This is a genomic window from Enterobacter cloacae complex sp.6700776, from assembly GCF_048284255.1.
GTDB classification, from domain to species: domain Bacteria; phylum Pseudomonadota; class Gammaproteobacteria; order Enterobacterales; family Enterobacteriaceae; genus Enterobacter; species Enterobacter intestinihominis.
The window spans coordinates 475,770-491,570 of record NZ_JBLVYK010000001.1 but is presented as its reverse complement, the minus strand read 5'-3'; the positions used below and the strand labels follow the sequence as shown (position 1 = coordinate 491,570).

Annotated in this window: 16 protein-coding genes and 1 pseudogene; 7 read left to right on the top strand and 10 right to left on the bottom strand. The window is 52.4% G+C overall.

The features are described from left to right. Positions 1–3 precede the first annotated feature (3 nt). From cydB to hslJ, 3 genes are all read left to right on the top strand, one after another. Entirely contained in the window at positions 4–1,014 is a 1,011-nt protein-coding gene (gene cydB / locus ACNQ0T_RS02500) for a cytochrome d ubiquinol oxidase subunit II (RefSeq protein ID WP_063149894.1), read from the top strand. Beyond that, positions 1,014–1,142, top strand: a complete 129-nt coding sequence (locus ACNQ0T_RS02495) for a DUF2474 domain-containing protein (RefSeq protein WP_017693358.1) — start codon at positions 1,014–1,016, stop codon at positions 1,140–1,142. Before cydB ends, ACNQ0T_RS02495 begins: the two co-directional genes overlap by 1 nt. A 124-nt stretch (positions 1,143–1,266) precedes the next feature. Then, entirely contained in the window at positions 1,267–1,704 is a 438-nt protein-coding gene (hslJ, locus tag ACNQ0T_RS02490) for a heat shock protein HslJ (RefSeq protein ID WP_023300211.1), read from the top strand. Between the two features lies 1 nt (position 1,705). Here the strand turns inward: hslJ and ACNQ0T_RS02485 are convergent, their stop codons facing one another. Further along, positions 1,706–1,972, bottom strand: a complete 267-nt coding sequence (locus ACNQ0T_RS02485) for a DUF333 domain-containing protein (RefSeq protein ID WP_417929498.1) — start codon at positions 1,970–1,972, stop codon at positions 1,706–1,708. 271 nt (positions 1,973–2,243) lie between these two features. Here ACNQ0T_RS02485 and nifJ point away from each other — a divergent pair, with 271 nt between their 5' ends. After that, complete coding sequence (nifJ, locus tag ACNQ0T_RS02480) at positions 2,244–5,768, top strand: pyruvate:ferredoxin (flavodoxin) oxidoreductase (RefSeq protein ID WP_417929496.1); 3,525 nt, start codon at positions 2,244–2,246, stop codon at positions 5,766–5,768. 387 nt (positions 5,769–6,155) lie between these two features. After that, the gene (gene ompC / locus ACNQ0T_RS02475) at positions 6,156–7,283 is read left to right on the top strand and encodes a porin OmpC (protein ID WP_417929494.1); all 1,128 of its coding nucleotides are present in this window, start codon (positions 6,156–6,158) and stop codon (positions 7,281–7,283) included. 33 nt (positions 7,284–7,316) lie between these two features. On the opposite strand, the gene ACNQ0T_RS02470 is transcribed toward ompC, so the two are convergent. The 3 genes from ACNQ0T_RS02470 to ACNQ0T_RS02460 all read right to left on the bottom strand — a co-directional run bounded on the left by ACNQ0T_RS02470 (position 7,317) and on the right by ACNQ0T_RS02460 (position 8,276). After that, positions 7,317–7,739, bottom strand: coding sequence for a GFA family protein (locus tag ACNQ0T_RS02470; protein WP_023300213.1), 423 nt, complete (start codon positions 7,737–7,739; stop codon positions 7,317–7,319). A gap of 3 nt (positions 7,740–7,742) precedes the next feature. Beyond that, positions 7,743–7,940, bottom strand: a complete 198-nt coding sequence (locus ACNQ0T_RS02465) for a hypothetical protein (RefSeq protein WP_022648260.1) — start codon at positions 7,938–7,940, stop codon at positions 7,743–7,745. 204 nt (positions 7,941–8,144) lie between these two features. Further along, on the bottom strand, positions 8,145–8,276 hold the full coding sequence (locus ACNQ0T_RS02460) for a hypothetical protein (RefSeq protein ID WP_417929492.1): 132 nt from the start codon (positions 8,274–8,276) through the stop codon (positions 8,145–8,147). An 81-nt stretch (positions 8,277–8,357) separates the two neighbouring features. On the opposite strand from ACNQ0T_RS02460, the pseudogene ACNQ0T_RS02455 reads away from it, so the two are divergent. Both ACNQ0T_RS02455 and ttcA read left to right on the top strand, forming a co-directional pair. Beyond that, positions 8,358–8,543 (top strand): annotated as a pseudogene (locus ACNQ0T_RS02455) (tyrosine-type recombinase/integrase); the annotation flags it as partial. Between the two features lie 48 nt (positions 8,544–8,591). Then, positions 8,592–9,527 (top strand): tRNA 2-thiocytidine(32) synthetase TtcA, encoded by a 936-nt coding sequence (gene ttcA / locus ACNQ0T_RS02450; protein WP_063853456.1) that lies wholly within the window; start codon positions 8,592–8,594, stop codon positions 9,525–9,527. 42 nt (positions 9,528–9,569) lie between these two features. Here the strand turns inward: ttcA and dbpA are convergent, their stop codons facing one another. The 6 genes from dbpA to ACNQ0T_RS02420 form a co-directional block, all read right to left on the bottom strand. Then, the gene (gene dbpA, locus ACNQ0T_RS02445; RefSeq protein ID WP_032624171.1) at positions 9,570–10,943 is read right to left on the bottom strand and encodes an ATP-dependent RNA helicase DbpA; all 1,374 of its coding nucleotides are present in this window, start codon (positions 10,941–10,943) and stop codon (positions 9,570–9,572) included. Between the two features lie 57 nt (positions 10,944–11,000). After that, positions 11,001–11,147, bottom strand: coding sequence for a hypothetical protein (locus tag ACNQ0T_RS02440; protein ID WP_369702450.1), 147 nt, complete (start codon positions 11,145–11,147; stop codon positions 11,001–11,003). A gap of 281 nt (positions 11,148–11,428) precedes the next feature. Continuing rightward, complete coding sequence (zntB, locus tag ACNQ0T_RS02435; RefSeq protein WP_032624170.1) at positions 11,429–12,412, bottom strand: zinc transporter ZntB; 984 nt, start codon at positions 12,410–12,412, stop codon at positions 11,429–11,431. 90 nt (positions 12,413–12,502) lie between these two features. Next, positions 12,503–13,633: a methyl-accepting chemotaxis protein gene (locus tag ACNQ0T_RS02430; protein ID WP_022648264.1), complete on the bottom strand. Its 1,131-nt coding sequence runs from the start codon at positions 13,631–13,633 to the stop codon at positions 12,503–12,505. Positions 13,634–13,946: 313 nt separating this feature from the next. After that, positions 13,947–14,435, bottom strand: a complete 489-nt coding sequence (locus ACNQ0T_RS02425; protein WP_193131950.1) for a hypothetical protein — start codon at positions 14,433–14,435, stop codon at positions 13,947–13,949. A gap of 25 nt (positions 14,436–14,460) precedes the next feature. Further along, positions 14,461–15,792 carry a VasL domain-containing protein gene (locus tag ACNQ0T_RS02420; RefSeq protein WP_417929489.1) on the bottom strand — a complete coding sequence of 444 codons (1,332 nt, stop codon included), beginning with the start codon at positions 15,790–15,792 and terminating at the stop codon, positions 14,461–14,463. Positions 15,793–15,801 lie beyond the last annotated feature (9 nt).

Here is a 15,801-nt window from a genome sequence, read left to right as displayed (position 1 = left end):
GTAATGGGTATCGATCTTTCCATTATCTGGTTCGTGATTATCGTTTTCGCCACGTTGATGTATATCGTGATGGACGGTTTTGATCTGGGGATAGGCATACTGTTTCCGGTAACGCCGAATGCGGACGATCGCGACGTAATGGTCAACAGCGTGGCTCCCGTCTGGGACGGCAACGAAACCTGGCTGGTGCTTGGCGGTGCGGCCCTGTTTGGCGCCTTTCCTCTCGCCTATGCGGTGATCATCGACGCGCTAACCATTCCACTGACAATAATGCTGATCGGGCTTATATTTCGTGGCGTCGCCTTCGAATTTCGCTTCAAAGCGACTCCGGCGCACCGTCCGTTCTGGGATAAGGCCTTTATTGGCGGGTCAATTGTGGCGACCTTCAGCCAGGGCATCACCGTCGGCGCGGTCATCCATGGGTTCAACGTCACCGGTCGTGCTTACAGCGGTGGTCCGTTTGACTGGTTTACCGCGTTCAATCTTTTCTGCGGTGCGGGTCTTGTGGTGGCTTACGCACTGTTAGGAACAACGTGGCTGGTAATGAAAAGTGAAAATGCCCTGCAACAGCGGATGCGTCAGGTATCGAAAGTGCTTCTGCTCCTGCTTCTGGTATTCATTGCGGTAATCAGTATATGGACCCCTCTCGCCCAACCAGCCATTGCTGCGCGCTGGTTTACGCTGCCAAATCTGTTTTATCTGCTGCCCGTTCCTGCGCTGGTTGCGATCCTGAGTCTGTGCCAGTGGCGCTGCCTGAACGATCCTGCGAGCCATACACTGCCGTTTATCATGACGTTAGGGCTGGTTTTTCTTGGCTTTAGCGGGCTTGGGATCAGCATCTGGCCGCATATCATCCCGCCGGACATTACCCTCTGGCAGGCCGCTGCGCCAGCCCAAAGCCAGGGCTTCATGCTGGTGGGCGCACTGTTGATCATTCCTGTGATTCTGGTCTACACCTTCTGGAGTTATTACGTTTTTCGCGGAAAAGTACAGCATGGGGAGGGTTATCACTGATGCAACAACCTGTATGGAAACGTTTGATGTGGCTTGCCATCATCTGGGGCGGCAGCGTCCTGGCACTGGCCTGCGTAAGTATGCTCTTTAAAATGCTGATGGCCGCAGCCGGATTTAAATCGCACTAATTCATTCACCGGGTGCGTTGCCGCCCGGTCCTTATCTCGCACTTTCAGATAAACCCCATTAACACCCTGGAGGGTATGGTTACACTGAAAAAATATTTACAGCATTGATAGTTTGAGAAGAAAAATGAAAAAGCTCGCGGCAGTAAGTTTAATCAGCCTCGCACTGGCGGGATGCGTTAATCCCGGTAAAGCCTCCGTTCAGACCGATCAGTTAGAGAATCACCGTTTCGTGCTGGAAAACGTTGATGGAAAAGCGGTTAAGGGCCTGAAAACGCAGCCTGAAATTCGGTTCAGCGCGCAGCCCAGTATCAGCCTGATTAACAACATTGCCGTCTCCGGCACAATGTGCAACGGCTTCAACGGCCAGGGAAAATTGTCCGAAGGAGAGTTGACGGTCAAAACGCTGGCAATGACGCGGAAACTCTGCACCGAGCCGCAGCTTAATGAACTGGATCAGACCCTCGCCGATATGCTACGCACAGGCGCTCAGGTAGACCTGACCGAAGACCAGTTAACGCTGGCGACAGCCAATAAGTCTTTAATGTTTAAGCGAGTTGAATAACTCAGTAACTTCCGCACGATCCTACGGCAAGCGACTGCTCACTACAGCGTTTGCCGTTTGGCAACGCGCACATGCCGATAGCGGAGCCGTCGAGCTGACGGGCAACGGAGAGTGATCCTCCGATCATTGCGCAGTTGGCCTGGCCTGAACTGGACATAGCCGCTCGCATACCTGGCTTAACGTGTGCCGCAGTCGCCTGCTGTACAGGTTCATTGCTGCATGCCGACAACAGTAACGCGGCACATCCGACCCAAAATGCAGAACGCATACCTTCCTCCCCATAGTTAAAGCGAAACCTATGCATAATAGGCATCACGCGCCGCATCGTCGAGAGCGGATGTGCGTATTTATGCGCTCTGGTAACAATTTCTCGCAATTTTTTATCGCGAATAGCCATCCAGTCATTGATACAGCGCATACCAAGGACACAAAAGCGAAAATCGTAAAACCTGAGCTTTGCTAAAATACACAGATAATATTCAGGGTCTGTCGTCGTTTTACAGGCCCTTCATTTTTGCGCAATGTAAGGGTGTTGTCCTATGCAAACTATTGACGGCAATGGTGCAGTCGCGTCTGTTGCGTTTCGCACCAGCGAAGTTATCGCCATCTACCCCATCACCCCAAGCTCCACTATGGCTGAACAGGCTGACGCCTGGGCTGGTAATGGGGTAAAAAACGTCTGGGGCGATGTCCCGCGGGTTGTTGAGATGCAGTCCGAAGCCGGCGCCATTGCCACCGTGCATGGTGCGTTGCAGACCGGTGCCCTGTCGACCTCGTTCACCTCGTCTCAAGGGCTGCTGTTGATGATCCCCACGCTTTACAAGCTGGCAGGACAATTAACGCCGTTTGTCCTGCACGTCGCCGCACGTACTGTAGCCACACACGCGCTCTCTATTTTTGGCGACCACTCAGACGTGATGGCCGTGCGTCAGACCGGCTGCGCTATGCTCTGCGCCAGCAGCGTGCAGGAAGCACAGGACTTCGCGCTGATTTCGCATATCGCCACGCTGAAAAGTCGAGTGCCATTTATTCATTTCTTCGATGGTTTTCGCACCTCTCACGAGATCAATAAAATCGTTCCGCTGCCGGATGACACCATACTGAACCTGCTGCCGCAGGCTGACATTGATGCCCATCGCGCTCGGGCCCTCAATCCGGAACATCCGGTGATCCGGGGTACCTCTGCCAACCCGGATACCTATTTCCAGTCCCGCGAGGCGACAAACCCGTGGTACAACGCGGTATATGAGCACGTCGAACAGGCGATGGACGATTTTTCCGCTGCGACGGGTCGCGCATATAAGCCATTTGAATATTACGGTCATCCGCAGGCCGAGCGCGTGATCGTCCTGATGGGCTCCGCCATCGGCACCTGCGAAGAGGTGGTCGATGAGCTGCTTACGCGTGGTGAAAAAGTTGGCGTGCTAAAAGTTCGCCTCTACCGTCCATTCTCTGCGAAACATCTGCTCGCAGCCCTGCCGGAAAGCGCGCGTGCCGTGGCGGTACTTGACCGCACCAAAGAGCCTGGCGCGCAGGCTGAACCCCTTTACCTTGATGTAATGACCGCTCTGGCTGAGGCGTTTAATCACGGTGAACGCGAAACGCTGCCGCGCGTCATTGGCGGGCGTTATGGTTTGTCTTCCAAAGAGTTCGGGCCGGAGTGCGTCCTGGCCGTATTTGCTGAACTGCGCGAGGCAAAACCGAAGCCGCGCTTTACGGTCGGCATTTATGATGACGTGACTAACCTTTCTCTCCCTTTGCCGGAAAACACCCTGCCCTCGAATGCGAAACTGGAAGCGCTGTTCTACGGTCTGGGCAGCGACGGCAGCGTCTCGGCGACCAAGAACAACATCAAAATTATCGGTAACTCCACGCCGTGGTATGCGCAAGGGTATTTCGTCTACGATTCCAAAAAAGCGGGCGGGTTGACCGTCTCGCACCTGCGCGTCAGCGAACATCCAATCCGCTCGGCATACCTGATTTCTCAGGCGGATTTTGTTGGCTGTCATCAGCTCCAGTTTATCGATAAATACCAGATGGCCGAGCGCCTGAAGCCCGGCGGTATTTTCCTGATCAACACCCCGTATAGCGCCGATGAGGTCTGGGCACGACTGCCCCAGGAAGTCCAGGCGGTGCTAAACCAGAAACAGGCGCGCCTGTATGTCATTAACGCCGCGAAGATCGCCCGCGAGTGCGGCCTGGCCGCGCGTATCAATACGGTTATGCAGATGGCGTTCTTCCACCTGACCAATATTCTGCCGGGCGACAGCGCGCTGATGGAGCTCCAGGGGGCGATAGCCAAAAGCTACAGCAGCAAAGGTCAGGAGCTGGTTGAGCGCAACTGGCAGGCGCTGGCGCTGGCCCGCGAGTCGCTGTTCGAGGTGCCGTTGCAGCCAGTCAATACCAGCAGCCCGAACCGGCCGCCAGTGGTGTCTGACGCTGCCCCGGATTTCGTCAAAACCGTTACGGCGGCGATGCTTGCCGGGTTGGGCGACACTCTTCCCGTCTCTGCGCTTCCGCCTGATGGCACCTGGCCGATGGGCACAACCCGTTGGGAAAAACGCAACATTGCCGAAGCGATCCCTATCTGGAAAGAAGAGCTATGCACCCAGTGCAACCACTGCGTGGCGGCCTGCCCGCACTCGGCCATTCGCGCCAAAGTGGTGTCGCCAGAAGCGATGGCGGACGCACCGGAAAGTCTGCACTCGCTGGATGTAAAATCCCGTGATATGCGTGGCCAGAAATATGTTCTTCAGGTGGCACCAGAGGACTGTACCGGCTGTAACCTGTGCGTTGAGGTGTGCCCGGCGAAAGATCGTCAGGATCCGACAATCAAAGCCATCAATATGATGTCGCGTCTGGAGCATGTTGAAGAAGAGAAAGTGAATTATGACTTCTTCCTCGACCTGCCCGAAATCGACCGCAACAAGCTGGAACGTATTGACATTCGTACCTCACAGCTCATTACGCCGCTTTTCGAGTACTCCGGGGCGTGTTCTGGCTGCGGTGAAACGCCGTACATTAAACTGCTTACCCAGCTTTACGGCGACCGGATGCTGATTGCCAACGCGACGGGCTGCTCGTCAATCTATGGGGGGAACCTGCCGTCCACGCCTTATACCACCGACGCGTACGGCCGCGGCCCGGCTTGGGCAAACTCGCTATTTGAGGATAACGCAGAATTTGGTCTGGGATTCCGCCTGACGGTCGATCAGCACCGCGCCCGCGTAATGCGTCTGCTGGAACAGTTTGCCGATAAAATCCCGGCAGAGCTGAATGACGCCCTGCATGCGGAGGCCACGCCTGACGTTCGTCGCGCACAGGTTGCTGAACTGCGCCACGCGCTTCAGGGTGTTGAAGGGGCTGAACAACTGCTGACCGATGCTGACGCGCTGGTTGAAAAATCTATCTGGCTGATCGGTGGCGACGGATGGGCCTACGATATTGGTTTCGGTGGTCTTGATCACGTCCTGAGCCTCACCGAAAACGTTAACATTCTGGTGCTTGATACTCAGTGTTATTCCAACACCGGCGGACAGGCCTCGAAAGCAACCCCACTGGGTGCGGTCACGAAATTTGGTGAGCATGGCAAACGAAAGGCGCGTAAAGATTTGGGCGTCAGCATGATGATGTATGGACACGTCTACGTCGCGCAGATTTCGCTGGGCGCGCAGCTTAACCAGACGGTGAAAGCCATTCAGGAAGCGGAAGCGTATCCTGGCCCGTCGCTGATCATCGCCTATAGCCCGTGTGAGGAGCATGGCTACGATCTGGCGCTTAGCCACGACCAGATGCGTCAGCTTACCGCAACCGGCTTCTGGCCGCTGTACCGCTTTGACCCGCGCCGTGCCGATGAAGGAAAATTACCGCTGGCGCTGGATTCCCGTCCGCCTTCAGACGCCCTTGCCGAAACCTTACTTCAGGAGCAGCGTTTCCGCAGGCTGAACGCTCAACAACCAGAAGTAGCAGAGCAGCTATGGAGGGACGCGGCAGCGGATCTTCAGAAGCGTTATGACTTCCTTGCTCAGCTAGCGGGGAAAGCAGAAAAATCAACCAGCGAATAACCATTATGCCCGGCTTGTCCGGGCATTTTTTTGCCATAAAAAAGCCCGATGCACGTGCACCGGGCTAATCCAGAAGTTCGGTGAAAATTGCCTCAATGTTCTGAACAATATTCACGTGAATTATGGATGAAAAAATCTTAAAGGCATATAACGCCATGGAGAATACCTGCTTTACCACTTAATTAATAATTTTTATTTTGTATCGATTATAACGATTAATTCACGGCATCAATTGTTATTTCAAACGCATCATTTGCTTTAGATTTTACTCAACCCGTAACAATTATATTTTATTCATCAGCCCTCTGTGTGATTTAGCATGGGACAGCTTTCCAGCCCGGAAAGTTCACTAAGCAATAAAAAAATAACTGCAAAGGAATAATCAAAATGCAAAGAAAAGTACTGGCACTGATGATCCCCGCTTTGTTAATGGCTGGAGCCGCTCACGCAGCTGAAATTTATAATAAAGACGGCAATAAACTGGATCTGTATGGCAAAGTAGATGGTCTGCATTATTTCTCTGACGATGCGTCAAAAGATGGCGACCAAACCTATATGCGTCTGGGTTTCAAAGGTGAAACCCAAATCAACGACATGATGACCGGTTACGCGCAGTGGGAATACAACATTCAGGCAAACAACACCGAAGGCTCTGACAATCAGTCCTGGACGCGTCTGGCCTTCGCGGGTGTGAAGGTGGGCGACTACGGATCCTTCGATTACGGCCGTAACTATGGCGTCCTGTACGACGTAGAAAGCTGGACCGATATGCTGCCAGAATTTGGTGGCGACTCTTATACTTATGCCGATAACTTTATGACCGGTCGTGCAAACGGCGTGGCGACCTACCGTAACACCGACTTCTTTGGTCTGGTGCAGGGTCTGAACTTCGCGGTGCAGTATCAGGGTAATAATGAAGGTAATAACTGCGATGAGAATTTCTGCTCTACCAATGAAGGGACCAACAACGGTCGTGATACACGTCATGAAAATGGTGACGGTTACGGTATCTCCGCAACCTATGATTTCGGCATGGGCTTCAGCGCAGGCGCGGCATATGCTTCATCTGACCGTACTAACGATCAGGTAAATTACACTACTGCGGGAGGTGATACTGCGGATGCATGGACCGCAGGCCTCAAATACGATGCCAACAACATTTACCTGGCTGCAATGTATTCCGAAACCCGTAATATGACGCCGTACGGCGACAATGCAGATGCGGTTGCAAATAAAACCCAGAACTTTGAAGTGACCGCACAATATCAGTTTGACTTCGGCCTGCGTCCGGCTGTTTCCTATTTACAGTCCAAAGGTAAAGATCTGGGCAATGGTCAGGACGATAAAGACCTGGTGAAATACGCTGACGTCGGTGCTACCTACTATTTCAACAAAAACATGTCCACCTATGTTGATTATAAAATCAACCTGCTGGATGAAGATGATTCATTCTACAAAAACAATGGCATCGGTACGGATGACATCGTAGCGTTAGGTCTGGTTTACCAGTTCTAATCCCGTTAGCCCGCAGCGATCTGCGGGCTAATTTTATCTCTGTTTCGCCTGTTCTTTGCGAAAAGAGAGATAGCCAATTACCCCGCTGTCGCCATCCATAGGGTGATTTATCCCATCCATTACCGCCACTTCCGGGAAGTCGAATGGCGTAACATTTTCCAGACAGGCGACATTCACACCATATTCATTGGGATTGGAACGTCGTTGATGGAACGTGTAAATACCGCAAACCGAGCAGAAGAAATGGCGCGCCGTGCCGGTGTTGAAACGGTACTCTGTGAGCGTGTCCGCGCCCTGCGTCACCTTAATACCCGTCAACGGCGCGGAAACCACTACTGCCCCGCGCATCCTGCAAAACGAGCAGCTACATCGCCGTGCGGTATTCAGGCCGTCCGTCAGCTCAACAGTAAATTTCACCGCCCCACAATGACACTGTGCATGACGAATTTCAGCCATCGCTTATACCCCTTTTCTCACTAACTCAGCCGCTTTTAAAAAGACCTCATCTTCGACACCATCCCCCTTCTGCCTGCCGAGCCTCACCAGCTCATCGACAATACTTTCACGGTTGATGATCTTCTGCGCTGAAACCAGCCCGATAACGGCGGCACCAATCGCCAGCCCAACTAATCCTGTCTGTTCGTCTTTATTTTTCATAGAAGCGCTCCCTTGTCCCCCTCAAAAGCGTAGCAGGAGAACTGTAAAACGTGCTGGAACGCGGGGATGAGATCGGTGCTTTATCTCACCTTCTCGTCCGGCAAAACAGGGGGTTCTGAGCGGGTATCGGAATATCGTGAATAGCGTTGCGCATAGAGAGGCCGTAATGGGTGTTAAAACCGCCTTCGTAAAGGCGGCTGGTCATTACTCTGGAACTTTATCGCCTGATTCAGGCGCTGAGCCAGGATCATCTTTCGGTTTTCTTCCATCCTTTTCCGGGTTATCCGGGCTGGGATTATAATCAGGATGGTCACCATTAACGGGACGGTCAGACATTTTCACCTCCGTTTTTACTGCGTAAGCTGTAAGTGTAGACAACCCGTTAGTCTTAACCAAACTTCTTTGAGGGGCTCATTTGTAAATCGTGCTGGCATTCGGCGCTGCAATCCGTACCATACACGACACACTTTCGCATGCTGGTTTTTACCGGTAGCCGCAAACCCGTCTTTTATCGCTAACCAGATGGGGCACGTAAATGCGCAGATGGTGTATGAAATCTATGCTACATGGATAGAAGAGATGAACACGAAGCTGACGCTTTGAAATCGTTTTCTCACCCTGTGCCCCATTTGAGATCTGAGTAACGAATAGATGCAACAAAATCAAGAGATTAACAAGAAAGAACAGTACAACCTGAATAAACTGCAAAAGCGACTGCGCCGTAACGTGGGCGAAGCCATTGCAGACTTCAACATGATTGAAGAAGGCGATCGCATCATGGTCTGCCTGTCGGGCGGTAAAGACAGCTACACCATGCTGGAGATCCTGCGCAATCTACAGCAAAGCGCACCGGTGAACTTTTCCCTGGTCGCGGTTAACCTCGATCAGAAACAGCCAGGATTCCCGGAGCATATCCTGCCGGAGTACCTTGAAAACCTGGGTGTTGAGTACAAAATCGTAGAAGAGAATACCTACAGCATTGTTAAAGAGAAGATCCCGGAGGGCAAAACGACCTGCTCGCTTTGCTCACGTTTGCGTCGCGGCATTCTGTACCGCACCGCAACCGAACTGGGCGCCACCAAGATTGCGCTTGGTCATCACCGGGACGACATTCTTCAAACACTGTTTCTGAATATGTTCTACGGCGGCAAAATGAAGGGAATGCCACCGAAGCTGATGAGTGACGACGGCAAACACATCGTGATCCGCCCGCTCGCCTACTGCCGCGAGAAAGACATTGAGCGTTTCTCTCAGGCCAAAGCCTTCCCTATCATTCCGTGCAATCTGTGCGGTTCACAGCCGAACCTGCAACGTCAGGTCATTGGCGACATGCTGCGTGACTGGGATAAACGCTATCCGGGTCGCATTGAAACCATGTTCAGCGCCATGCAGAACGTGGTGCCTTCGCACCTCGCCGATGTTGAACTGTTCGATTTCAAAGGGATTAACCACGGTTCAGAGGTGGTGAACGGCGGGGATCTGGCGTTTGACCGCGAAGAGATCCCGATGCAGCCTGCTGGCTGGCAGCCAGAGGAAGAGGATGCGCAATTCGATGAACTGCGCCTGAACGTGCTGGAAGTGAAATAACCTGACTGCGTCTCAGACAGTGCTTCTGAGACGCTTTTATCCTTACTTCAGCAGCCGAACGCGGCAGGTTTTCCCTTTAATCTTCCCGCCCTGCAACTGTTTCCAGGCCTTATGCGCAACCGACTGGCGAACTGCTACGTAGACATGTGCAGGATGGACCGTGATCTTGCCAATATCTGCCCCGTCGAGACCAATATCCCCTGTTAACGCCCCCAGAACGTCACCGGGACGCATTTTGGCTTTTTTACCGCCGTCGATGCACAGGGTGGCCATTTCCGCCGCCAGCGGAGCGATGCTGATATTACCGGGGGCATTCACCCAGTTGAGTTTCAGTTGCAGCATTTCCGCAAGAATATTAGCGCGCTGCGCCTCTTCAGGCGCGCAGAAGCTGATGGCGAGACCACTGTTACCCGCACGCGCGGTACGCCCGATGCGGTGGACATGCACTTCCGGATCCCATGCCAGTTCGAAATTCACCACTAGCTCAAGCGATTTAATATCCAGGCCACGAGCCGCCACATCCGTTGCAACCAGCACGCGAGCGCTGCCGTTAGCGAAACGCACCAGCGTCTGATCGCGATCGCGCTGCTCCAGATCGCCATGCAGCGATAATGCGCTCTGTCCGGCATCATTCAGGGCATCGCACACCGCCTGACAATCTTTTTTGGTATTACAGAACACCACGCAGGACGCTGGCTGGTGTTGGCTAAGCAATTTTTGCAGCAGTGGAATTTTGCCCTGCTGCGACGTCTCGAAGAACTGCTGCTCAATCGCTGGTAACGCATCGACAGTATCGATTTCAATGGTCAGCGGGTTCTTCTGCACGCGCCCGCTGATCGCCGCAATCGCCTCTGGCCAGGTGGCAGAAAAAAGCAGCGTCTGACGTGTGGCGGGCGCAAAGCGGATCACGTCGTCAATCGCATCGCTGAATCCCATATCCAACATGCGGTCAGCTTCATCCATCACCAGCGTTTGCAGTGCATCGAGTGAAACGGTGCCTTTTTGCAGGTGATCGAGCAGACGGCCCGGCGTTGCCACAATGATATGCGGCGCGTGTTGAAGGGAATCGCGCTGCGCACCGAACGGTTGCCCGCCGCAGAGCGTTAAAATTTTAGTGTTAGGCAAAAAACGCGCCAGACGACGCAGCTCACCCGCGACCTGGTCGGCCAGCTCGCGCGTCGGGCAGAGTATCAGGGACTGGGTCTGAAACAGGGTTGCATCAATATGCTGCAACAGGCCGAGTCCAAATGCAGCCGTTTTTCCACTACCGGTTTTCGCCTGCACGCGCACATCCCGGCCTTCAAGGATAGCCGGCAGCGCGGCGGCCTGGACAGGGGTCATAGTGAGGTAACCCAACTCATTCAGGTTTGTCAGTTGGGCTTCAGGCAGAACGTTCAGCGTGGAAAAAGCGGTCACAATATACTCTCATGGTAATGATTGCAGTCAGATGGCGCGTATCCTCGCAGATCTCCGCTAACGATGCGACAATTTAATCGGTTCTTCGTCCGGTGGCGGATCCGGCATCGGCTGCGGACGCGGGATGGGATCGGGAATTGGGGTCGGATCGGTGGGCACCGGATCGGACTGCCATGTGTTCAGGCGTTGCAGGGCAAGTAGCATACTCATCTTTTCCTCCAGATTAGGGTGCTTACCCCTAAAGGGTAGACGCAGATAAACAGGAGGCAAAAAAAAGCCGACTATGAAGTCGGCGTCGTACGAATCAATTGTGCTATGCAGTAATTCAAAAAAAGGAAGTAAGACAATATGGAGCGCAACGCCCATCGCTTGACGTTGCATTCACCTGCGGGAGTAATATTGCACCTAACATGGTGTAAGTTTATTGACTTCGCTCAATTAAAATGTCGTTTTGAAGCAGTCGCAGCATTAGAAAATGCGTAAATTTACAGCCATTTACTACGATGCAACCACCATGCAACACCCCCAATCAAAACCACTAACATGACGCAAAACGTAGTGAAGCCATAGTGATATTCACCGCCGGGGATCCCCCCAAGATTGACGCCAAACAACCCAGTTAAGAACGTACTTGGCAAAAAGACCATCGCCATCAGCGACATGGTATAGGTTCTCCTGGCTAATGACTCCTGCATTACCTGTGCTATCTCATCCGCCATGACCGCCGTTCTGGCGATACACGAATCAATTTCGTCCAGACCACGTCCCAGCCGGTCAGCAATATCCTGCATTCTGCGACGCTGATCGTCATTCATCCAGCTCATGCGTTCGCTGGCCAGTCTCGCATAGACGTCGCGCTGCGGGGTCATATAGCGGCGCATAACAATAAGCTGTTTTCGCAACAACGCCAGAAAACCACGTGGGGGAATTTGCTGATCGAGCAGGTTGTCTTCCAGATCGATGATTTTATCGTGGAGTTCTTCAATAAACTCGCTGGCATGATCGGTCAGCGCATCACATACATCCACCAGCCAGCTTCCGCAATCCGTAGGCCCCGTGCCCTCTTTCAGATCGTTAATGACGTCATCCAGCGCCAGCACTTTTCGCTGACGGGTGGAAACAATCAATCGTTCATTCATGTAGACACGCATTGCCACCAGCTGATCCGGACGCTCATCCGTACTGCCGTTTATGCAACGCAGTGTTATTAACGTCCCCTCACCCATCCGGCTGACGCGAGGTCTGAGACTTTCTCCCGCCAGCGCATCCCGAACGTTGTTGGGCAATAGCGGCGTGGACGCGAGCCACTCGGCGCTGTCCGGGTGCGTGTAGTTGAGGTGCAGCCAGCATGGGTGTTCGTTGTCGATGTGATCCTGATCTTCAAGCGGCCTTGCGCCCCCGCGCCCATCAAGTACCCATGCAAAAACCGCGTCAGGTACGTTAACTTCAGACCCTTTAATGCTCTCCACAGCGCCTCCACCGATTTATCTCTTTCGGTGTCAGTCTAGCTTTCGTCGAGGGTTAAGCAATAATTATGTGAGGCATCATCCTGAATATGCTCAGGAATTCACCACCCATTCGCGGCTTATTAACGCATTATCAGCCTGGTACTCGTTCTTCAGACGGAAATTACGTGTTCGTGTCTGAAGTTCAATCACCTGATTGCGCAGCACATCTGACGAACCGTTGAGTTCTTCAACCATCGACACATTGCTCTGTGTTACGCGTTCCAGCTCTGACAATGCCAGCGTGATTTGTGAAATCCCTTTTTCTTGTTCCGATGTTGAGGCGGAAATTTCATCCATCAGTCGGCTCACGTTGCCCGAGCCGGTAACGATGTCGTGCATGTTTTTTTCAGCTTCAGAGACTACGTTAACGCCCTGCGTCACGTTATGGCTGGTGACTTCAATCAATGACTTAATATTTTTTGCCGCTTCGGCGCTACGATGCGCCAGGCTTCTGACCTCACCAGCGACCACTGAAAATCCTTTTCCATGGTCGCCCGCTCTTGCCGCTTCAACGGCGGCGTTAAGCGCCAGAATATTGGTCTGAAAAGCGATACCGTCAATCAGCGAGATAATCTCTGTCATTTGCTGGGCGCAGTCGGTAATTGATTGCATATTGTTCGCGACCTGCCCCATTAACTCTCCGCCTTTACGCGCCTGCAACGTCGCGATATTCGCCTGTTCGCTGGCTAAACGGGTATTGTCGGCATTATTTTTTGTACTTGCAGCCATCTCTTCCATGCTGGCTGCCGTTTGCACCAGCGAAGCTGACTGCTGTTCTGTTTTAACGGAAAGCTGCGCGCTGCGTGAAGAAAGCTGATCTGACAGGGTCATCGCGGTTTGCGAGGAGGCGCGGATCTCACGGACCAGCGTTGCAATGTTGCTGGAGAGACTATTAATGCCCGGGATCAGTCGTCCCGCACAGTTGTTGCCGAATTCAGGGATCGACACGCCGAGATTGCCTGACGTCACTTCTTCAATACTTTTTTTCACAGTATTGATCGGCGTCACAAGATATTTTGTCATATACGCCCAGAGTAAAATTAAGGCGATACATTGTACGATAATGACTGCAATAAAAAGCGAAAAACTCCCTGAAAATAGCGCTATAACTCCATCACTTACCAAAAACACACATAAAAGGAAATAGACAATGAAGGTTCTGACACTAATATTTCTTAGCATAGTTTTTCCTACGACTTTATATTTTTGTGGGCTCTAAGGTTTATAGCATTGCCACAGTATTTTGTCCTCACGTTCGTCGTTGGTTTGTTGTTTTGCAGTTTGATTTGAGCAGTTTCGCTTAAGGCAGATAAAAAGCATGATATACGGTAAATATCCAGCTTGTAGTTTGGTTACCGCCCCCCCTTAAATATTAGCGCTTACCTATTTAAGAAGGAGTACCGTAGGGCAACATTGTTTAGTCATGCTTAATAAGTTAACGTAGTTAATATTTATCAACTACGTTACCGTGACCTCCCACCAGGCTGGCTTACGTTCAGGCCAGACAGTCGACTGACTGGAAAAAATAGTCCTCCGTCATGAGGACATTCTCTTTCACACTTTGATGTCCGCGACGAATATACCAGCCTGTTTCAGGCGCCATGCTTAAATGGTATATCCTCTCCCCCGATATACTGCCGGGGGCATTAATGCACATTGTCATACACCCCTTCTCTGATCCCCTGATGATCTGTTCTGGCATAATGCTGACGCTGCGATCTCCATTTCGCAGAATGACAGTCGTGATGACATAACGACATATACTGCTACTGAGGCTGTAGCCGACTGTACTCAAATCGGTGATATGCTTTTGGGATAACAGGACTTCAATACCAGAACCCTCAAACCAAACAATAATTTGCTGTGCAAGATCATCCATCCGCTGACAAAAAACCCTGACTTCGGCTTCAGCCGAATTAATATGAATCGGTTTATTTACGTTATTCTGCTGCACTTTCTTAAAAAAACGCTCTCTTACTGACATGTTAACTCCGTGTTTTTCGCCAGTCTTATTGTTCTTTTTTGTGCTTCAGCAGGGCGTAGCTAACAATCAACTGCTGAAGATGTTGTTCGACCTTGTTTTGCTGCGCTGCTGACCGGGGTTGCCCGGCAGGTAGAGTGGAAAGCAGACGAAGCTGCTCCTCAAGCGGTATGGTTTGGCTAAATGACTGCGACATGGCAAACACGTCTGATTTCAGTTCACTCACCGTCATGTACTTCCCCTTCTGTTCATCCAGTGCGTTCAGCTTGTTCGTCAACTGCTGCAACTGCGCCATACCCTGATGCCATCCATTCAGATCTAAATCTGCTAGCGCAGCGATACTCATCTGTTTCTGCCAATGCTGCGCCAGGGGTTTGGCCTCTTCCGGCCACAGCATCAGCGCCTGCTGCACCAGACGGTCGCCGAAGCTCACTGCCCAGTCTGGTTTCAACTGTAAAAGCTGCGCTAACAGCTGTTGTGTCTTGCCAATCCCCGGTTCCGGTGACGGTGACGTTTGTTGCAGCGCCTCTAATTGCCCTGTAGATAGCCCTTGAGGTAGAGGAGCCAGAGCCGCGGCTAGCTGCGCTTGTGCCGAATCTGGCGCATGCAACATCTGCCATCCTCCTGCGACGACACTGGCTGCCACCAGCATGGTCAACATACCAGCAGCAAATGGCTTCCAGGGTTTCATCGACACCGGAGGTTCTTTAACCACCCCAACGTTCAGCACCGGCTCGGGCTCAACCACATAAACCCATTTACTACGCTCAGTCGGTTCGACGAGGTGAATTTCCGTAGCACCCAATGCGTCACCGTGCAGACTCATGTCCGTATTTTCGCTGTTTTCCAGACGCACTGCTGCGTTCTGCATCATCGTGCGCAGAGCATCAAGCTGAGTAGCATGCTTGAGTTCCATACGCTGCAAGACGTCCCCCAAAGCGCTCAGATGCTCTTCAGACTGATACAGCTGCCCTAAGTCAGCGTACGTCAGCGATAGCGTTCGTACTACCTGTTGCAGGCGCTTGCTGAGTGCACTGAGGATTTCGATTCGCGCATGGACAGGCTGTGGCCAGAGGTTTCCCCACTGGCGGGCTACCAGTGCAGCAAGTACCGCAAGCCCCTCATTCATACCGTACAATCCGGCCAGATGCGTACGGGCGAGCGTATACCAGGCAGCCGTTTGTAGCTCCACACCGTTATGCCCGAACAGTGACAGACAGAGCGTTTCCGCGTGTTGCCAGTTCACATCCGGGCGTGCCGGATGGGTGAGCTTGTTCATTTCTTCGCGCAAGGCAGCGTAATCCGCAAGCGTGCGCGGATCCCCGCCGGTTTTAAGTTGGCGTTCAGAATTTATTGTCATAACTGTTTT

Bases quoted from the DNA above. Each gene is read 5' to 3' on its own strand.
- cydB (WP_063149894.1), top strand. From the start codon at position 4: ATGGGTATCGATCTTTCCATTATCTGGTTCGTGATTATCGTTTTCGCC.
- ACNQ0T_RS02495 (WP_017693358.1), top strand. From the start codon at position 1,014: ATGCAACAACCTGTATGGAAACGTTTGATGTGGCTTGCCATCATCTGG.
- hslJ (WP_023300211.1), top strand. From the start codon at position 1,267: ATGAAAAAGCTCGCGGCAGTAAGTTTAATCAGCCTCGCACTGGCGGGA.
- ACNQ0T_RS02485 (WP_417929498.1), bottom strand. From the start codon at position 1,972: ATGCGTTCTGCATTTTGGGTCGGATGTGCCGCGTTACTGTTGTCGGCA.
- nifJ (WP_417929496.1), top strand. From the start codon at position 2,244: ATGCAAACTATTGACGGCAATGGTGCAGTCGCGTCTGTTGCGTTTCGC.
- ompC (WP_417929494.1), top strand. From the start codon at position 6,156: ATGCAAAGAAAAGTACTGGCACTGATGATCCCCGCTTTGTTAATGGCT.
- ACNQ0T_RS02470 (WP_023300213.1), bottom strand. From the start codon at position 7,739: ATGGCTGAAATTCGTCATGCACAGTGTCATTGTGGGGCGGTGAAATTT.
- ACNQ0T_RS02465 (WP_022648260.1), bottom strand. From the start codon at position 7,940: ATGAAAAATAAAGACGAACAGACAGGATTAGTTGGGCTGGCGATTGGT.
- ACNQ0T_RS02460 (WP_417929492.1), bottom strand. From the start codon at position 8,276: ATGTCTGACCGTCCCGTTAATGGTGACCATCCTGATTATAATCCCAGC.
- ttcA (WP_063853456.1), top strand. From the start codon at position 8,592: ATGCAACAAAATCAAGAGATTAACAAGAAAGAACAGTACAACCTGAAT.
- ACNQ0T_RS02440 (WP_369702450.1), bottom strand. From the start codon at position 11,147: ATGCTACTTGCCCTGCAACGCCTGAACACATGGCAGTCCGATCCGGTG.
- ACNQ0T_RS02430 (WP_022648264.1), bottom strand. From the start codon at position 13,633: ATGCTAAGAAATATTAGTGTCAGAACCTTCATTGTCTATTTCCTTTTA.
- ACNQ0T_RS02425 (WP_193131950.1), bottom strand. From the start codon at position 14,435: ATGTCAGTAAGAGAGCGTTTTTTTAAGAAAGTGCAGCAGAATAACGTA.
- ACNQ0T_RS02420 (WP_417929489.1), bottom strand. From the start codon at position 15,792: ATGACAATAAATTCTGAACGCCAACTTAAAACCGGCGGGGATCCGCGC.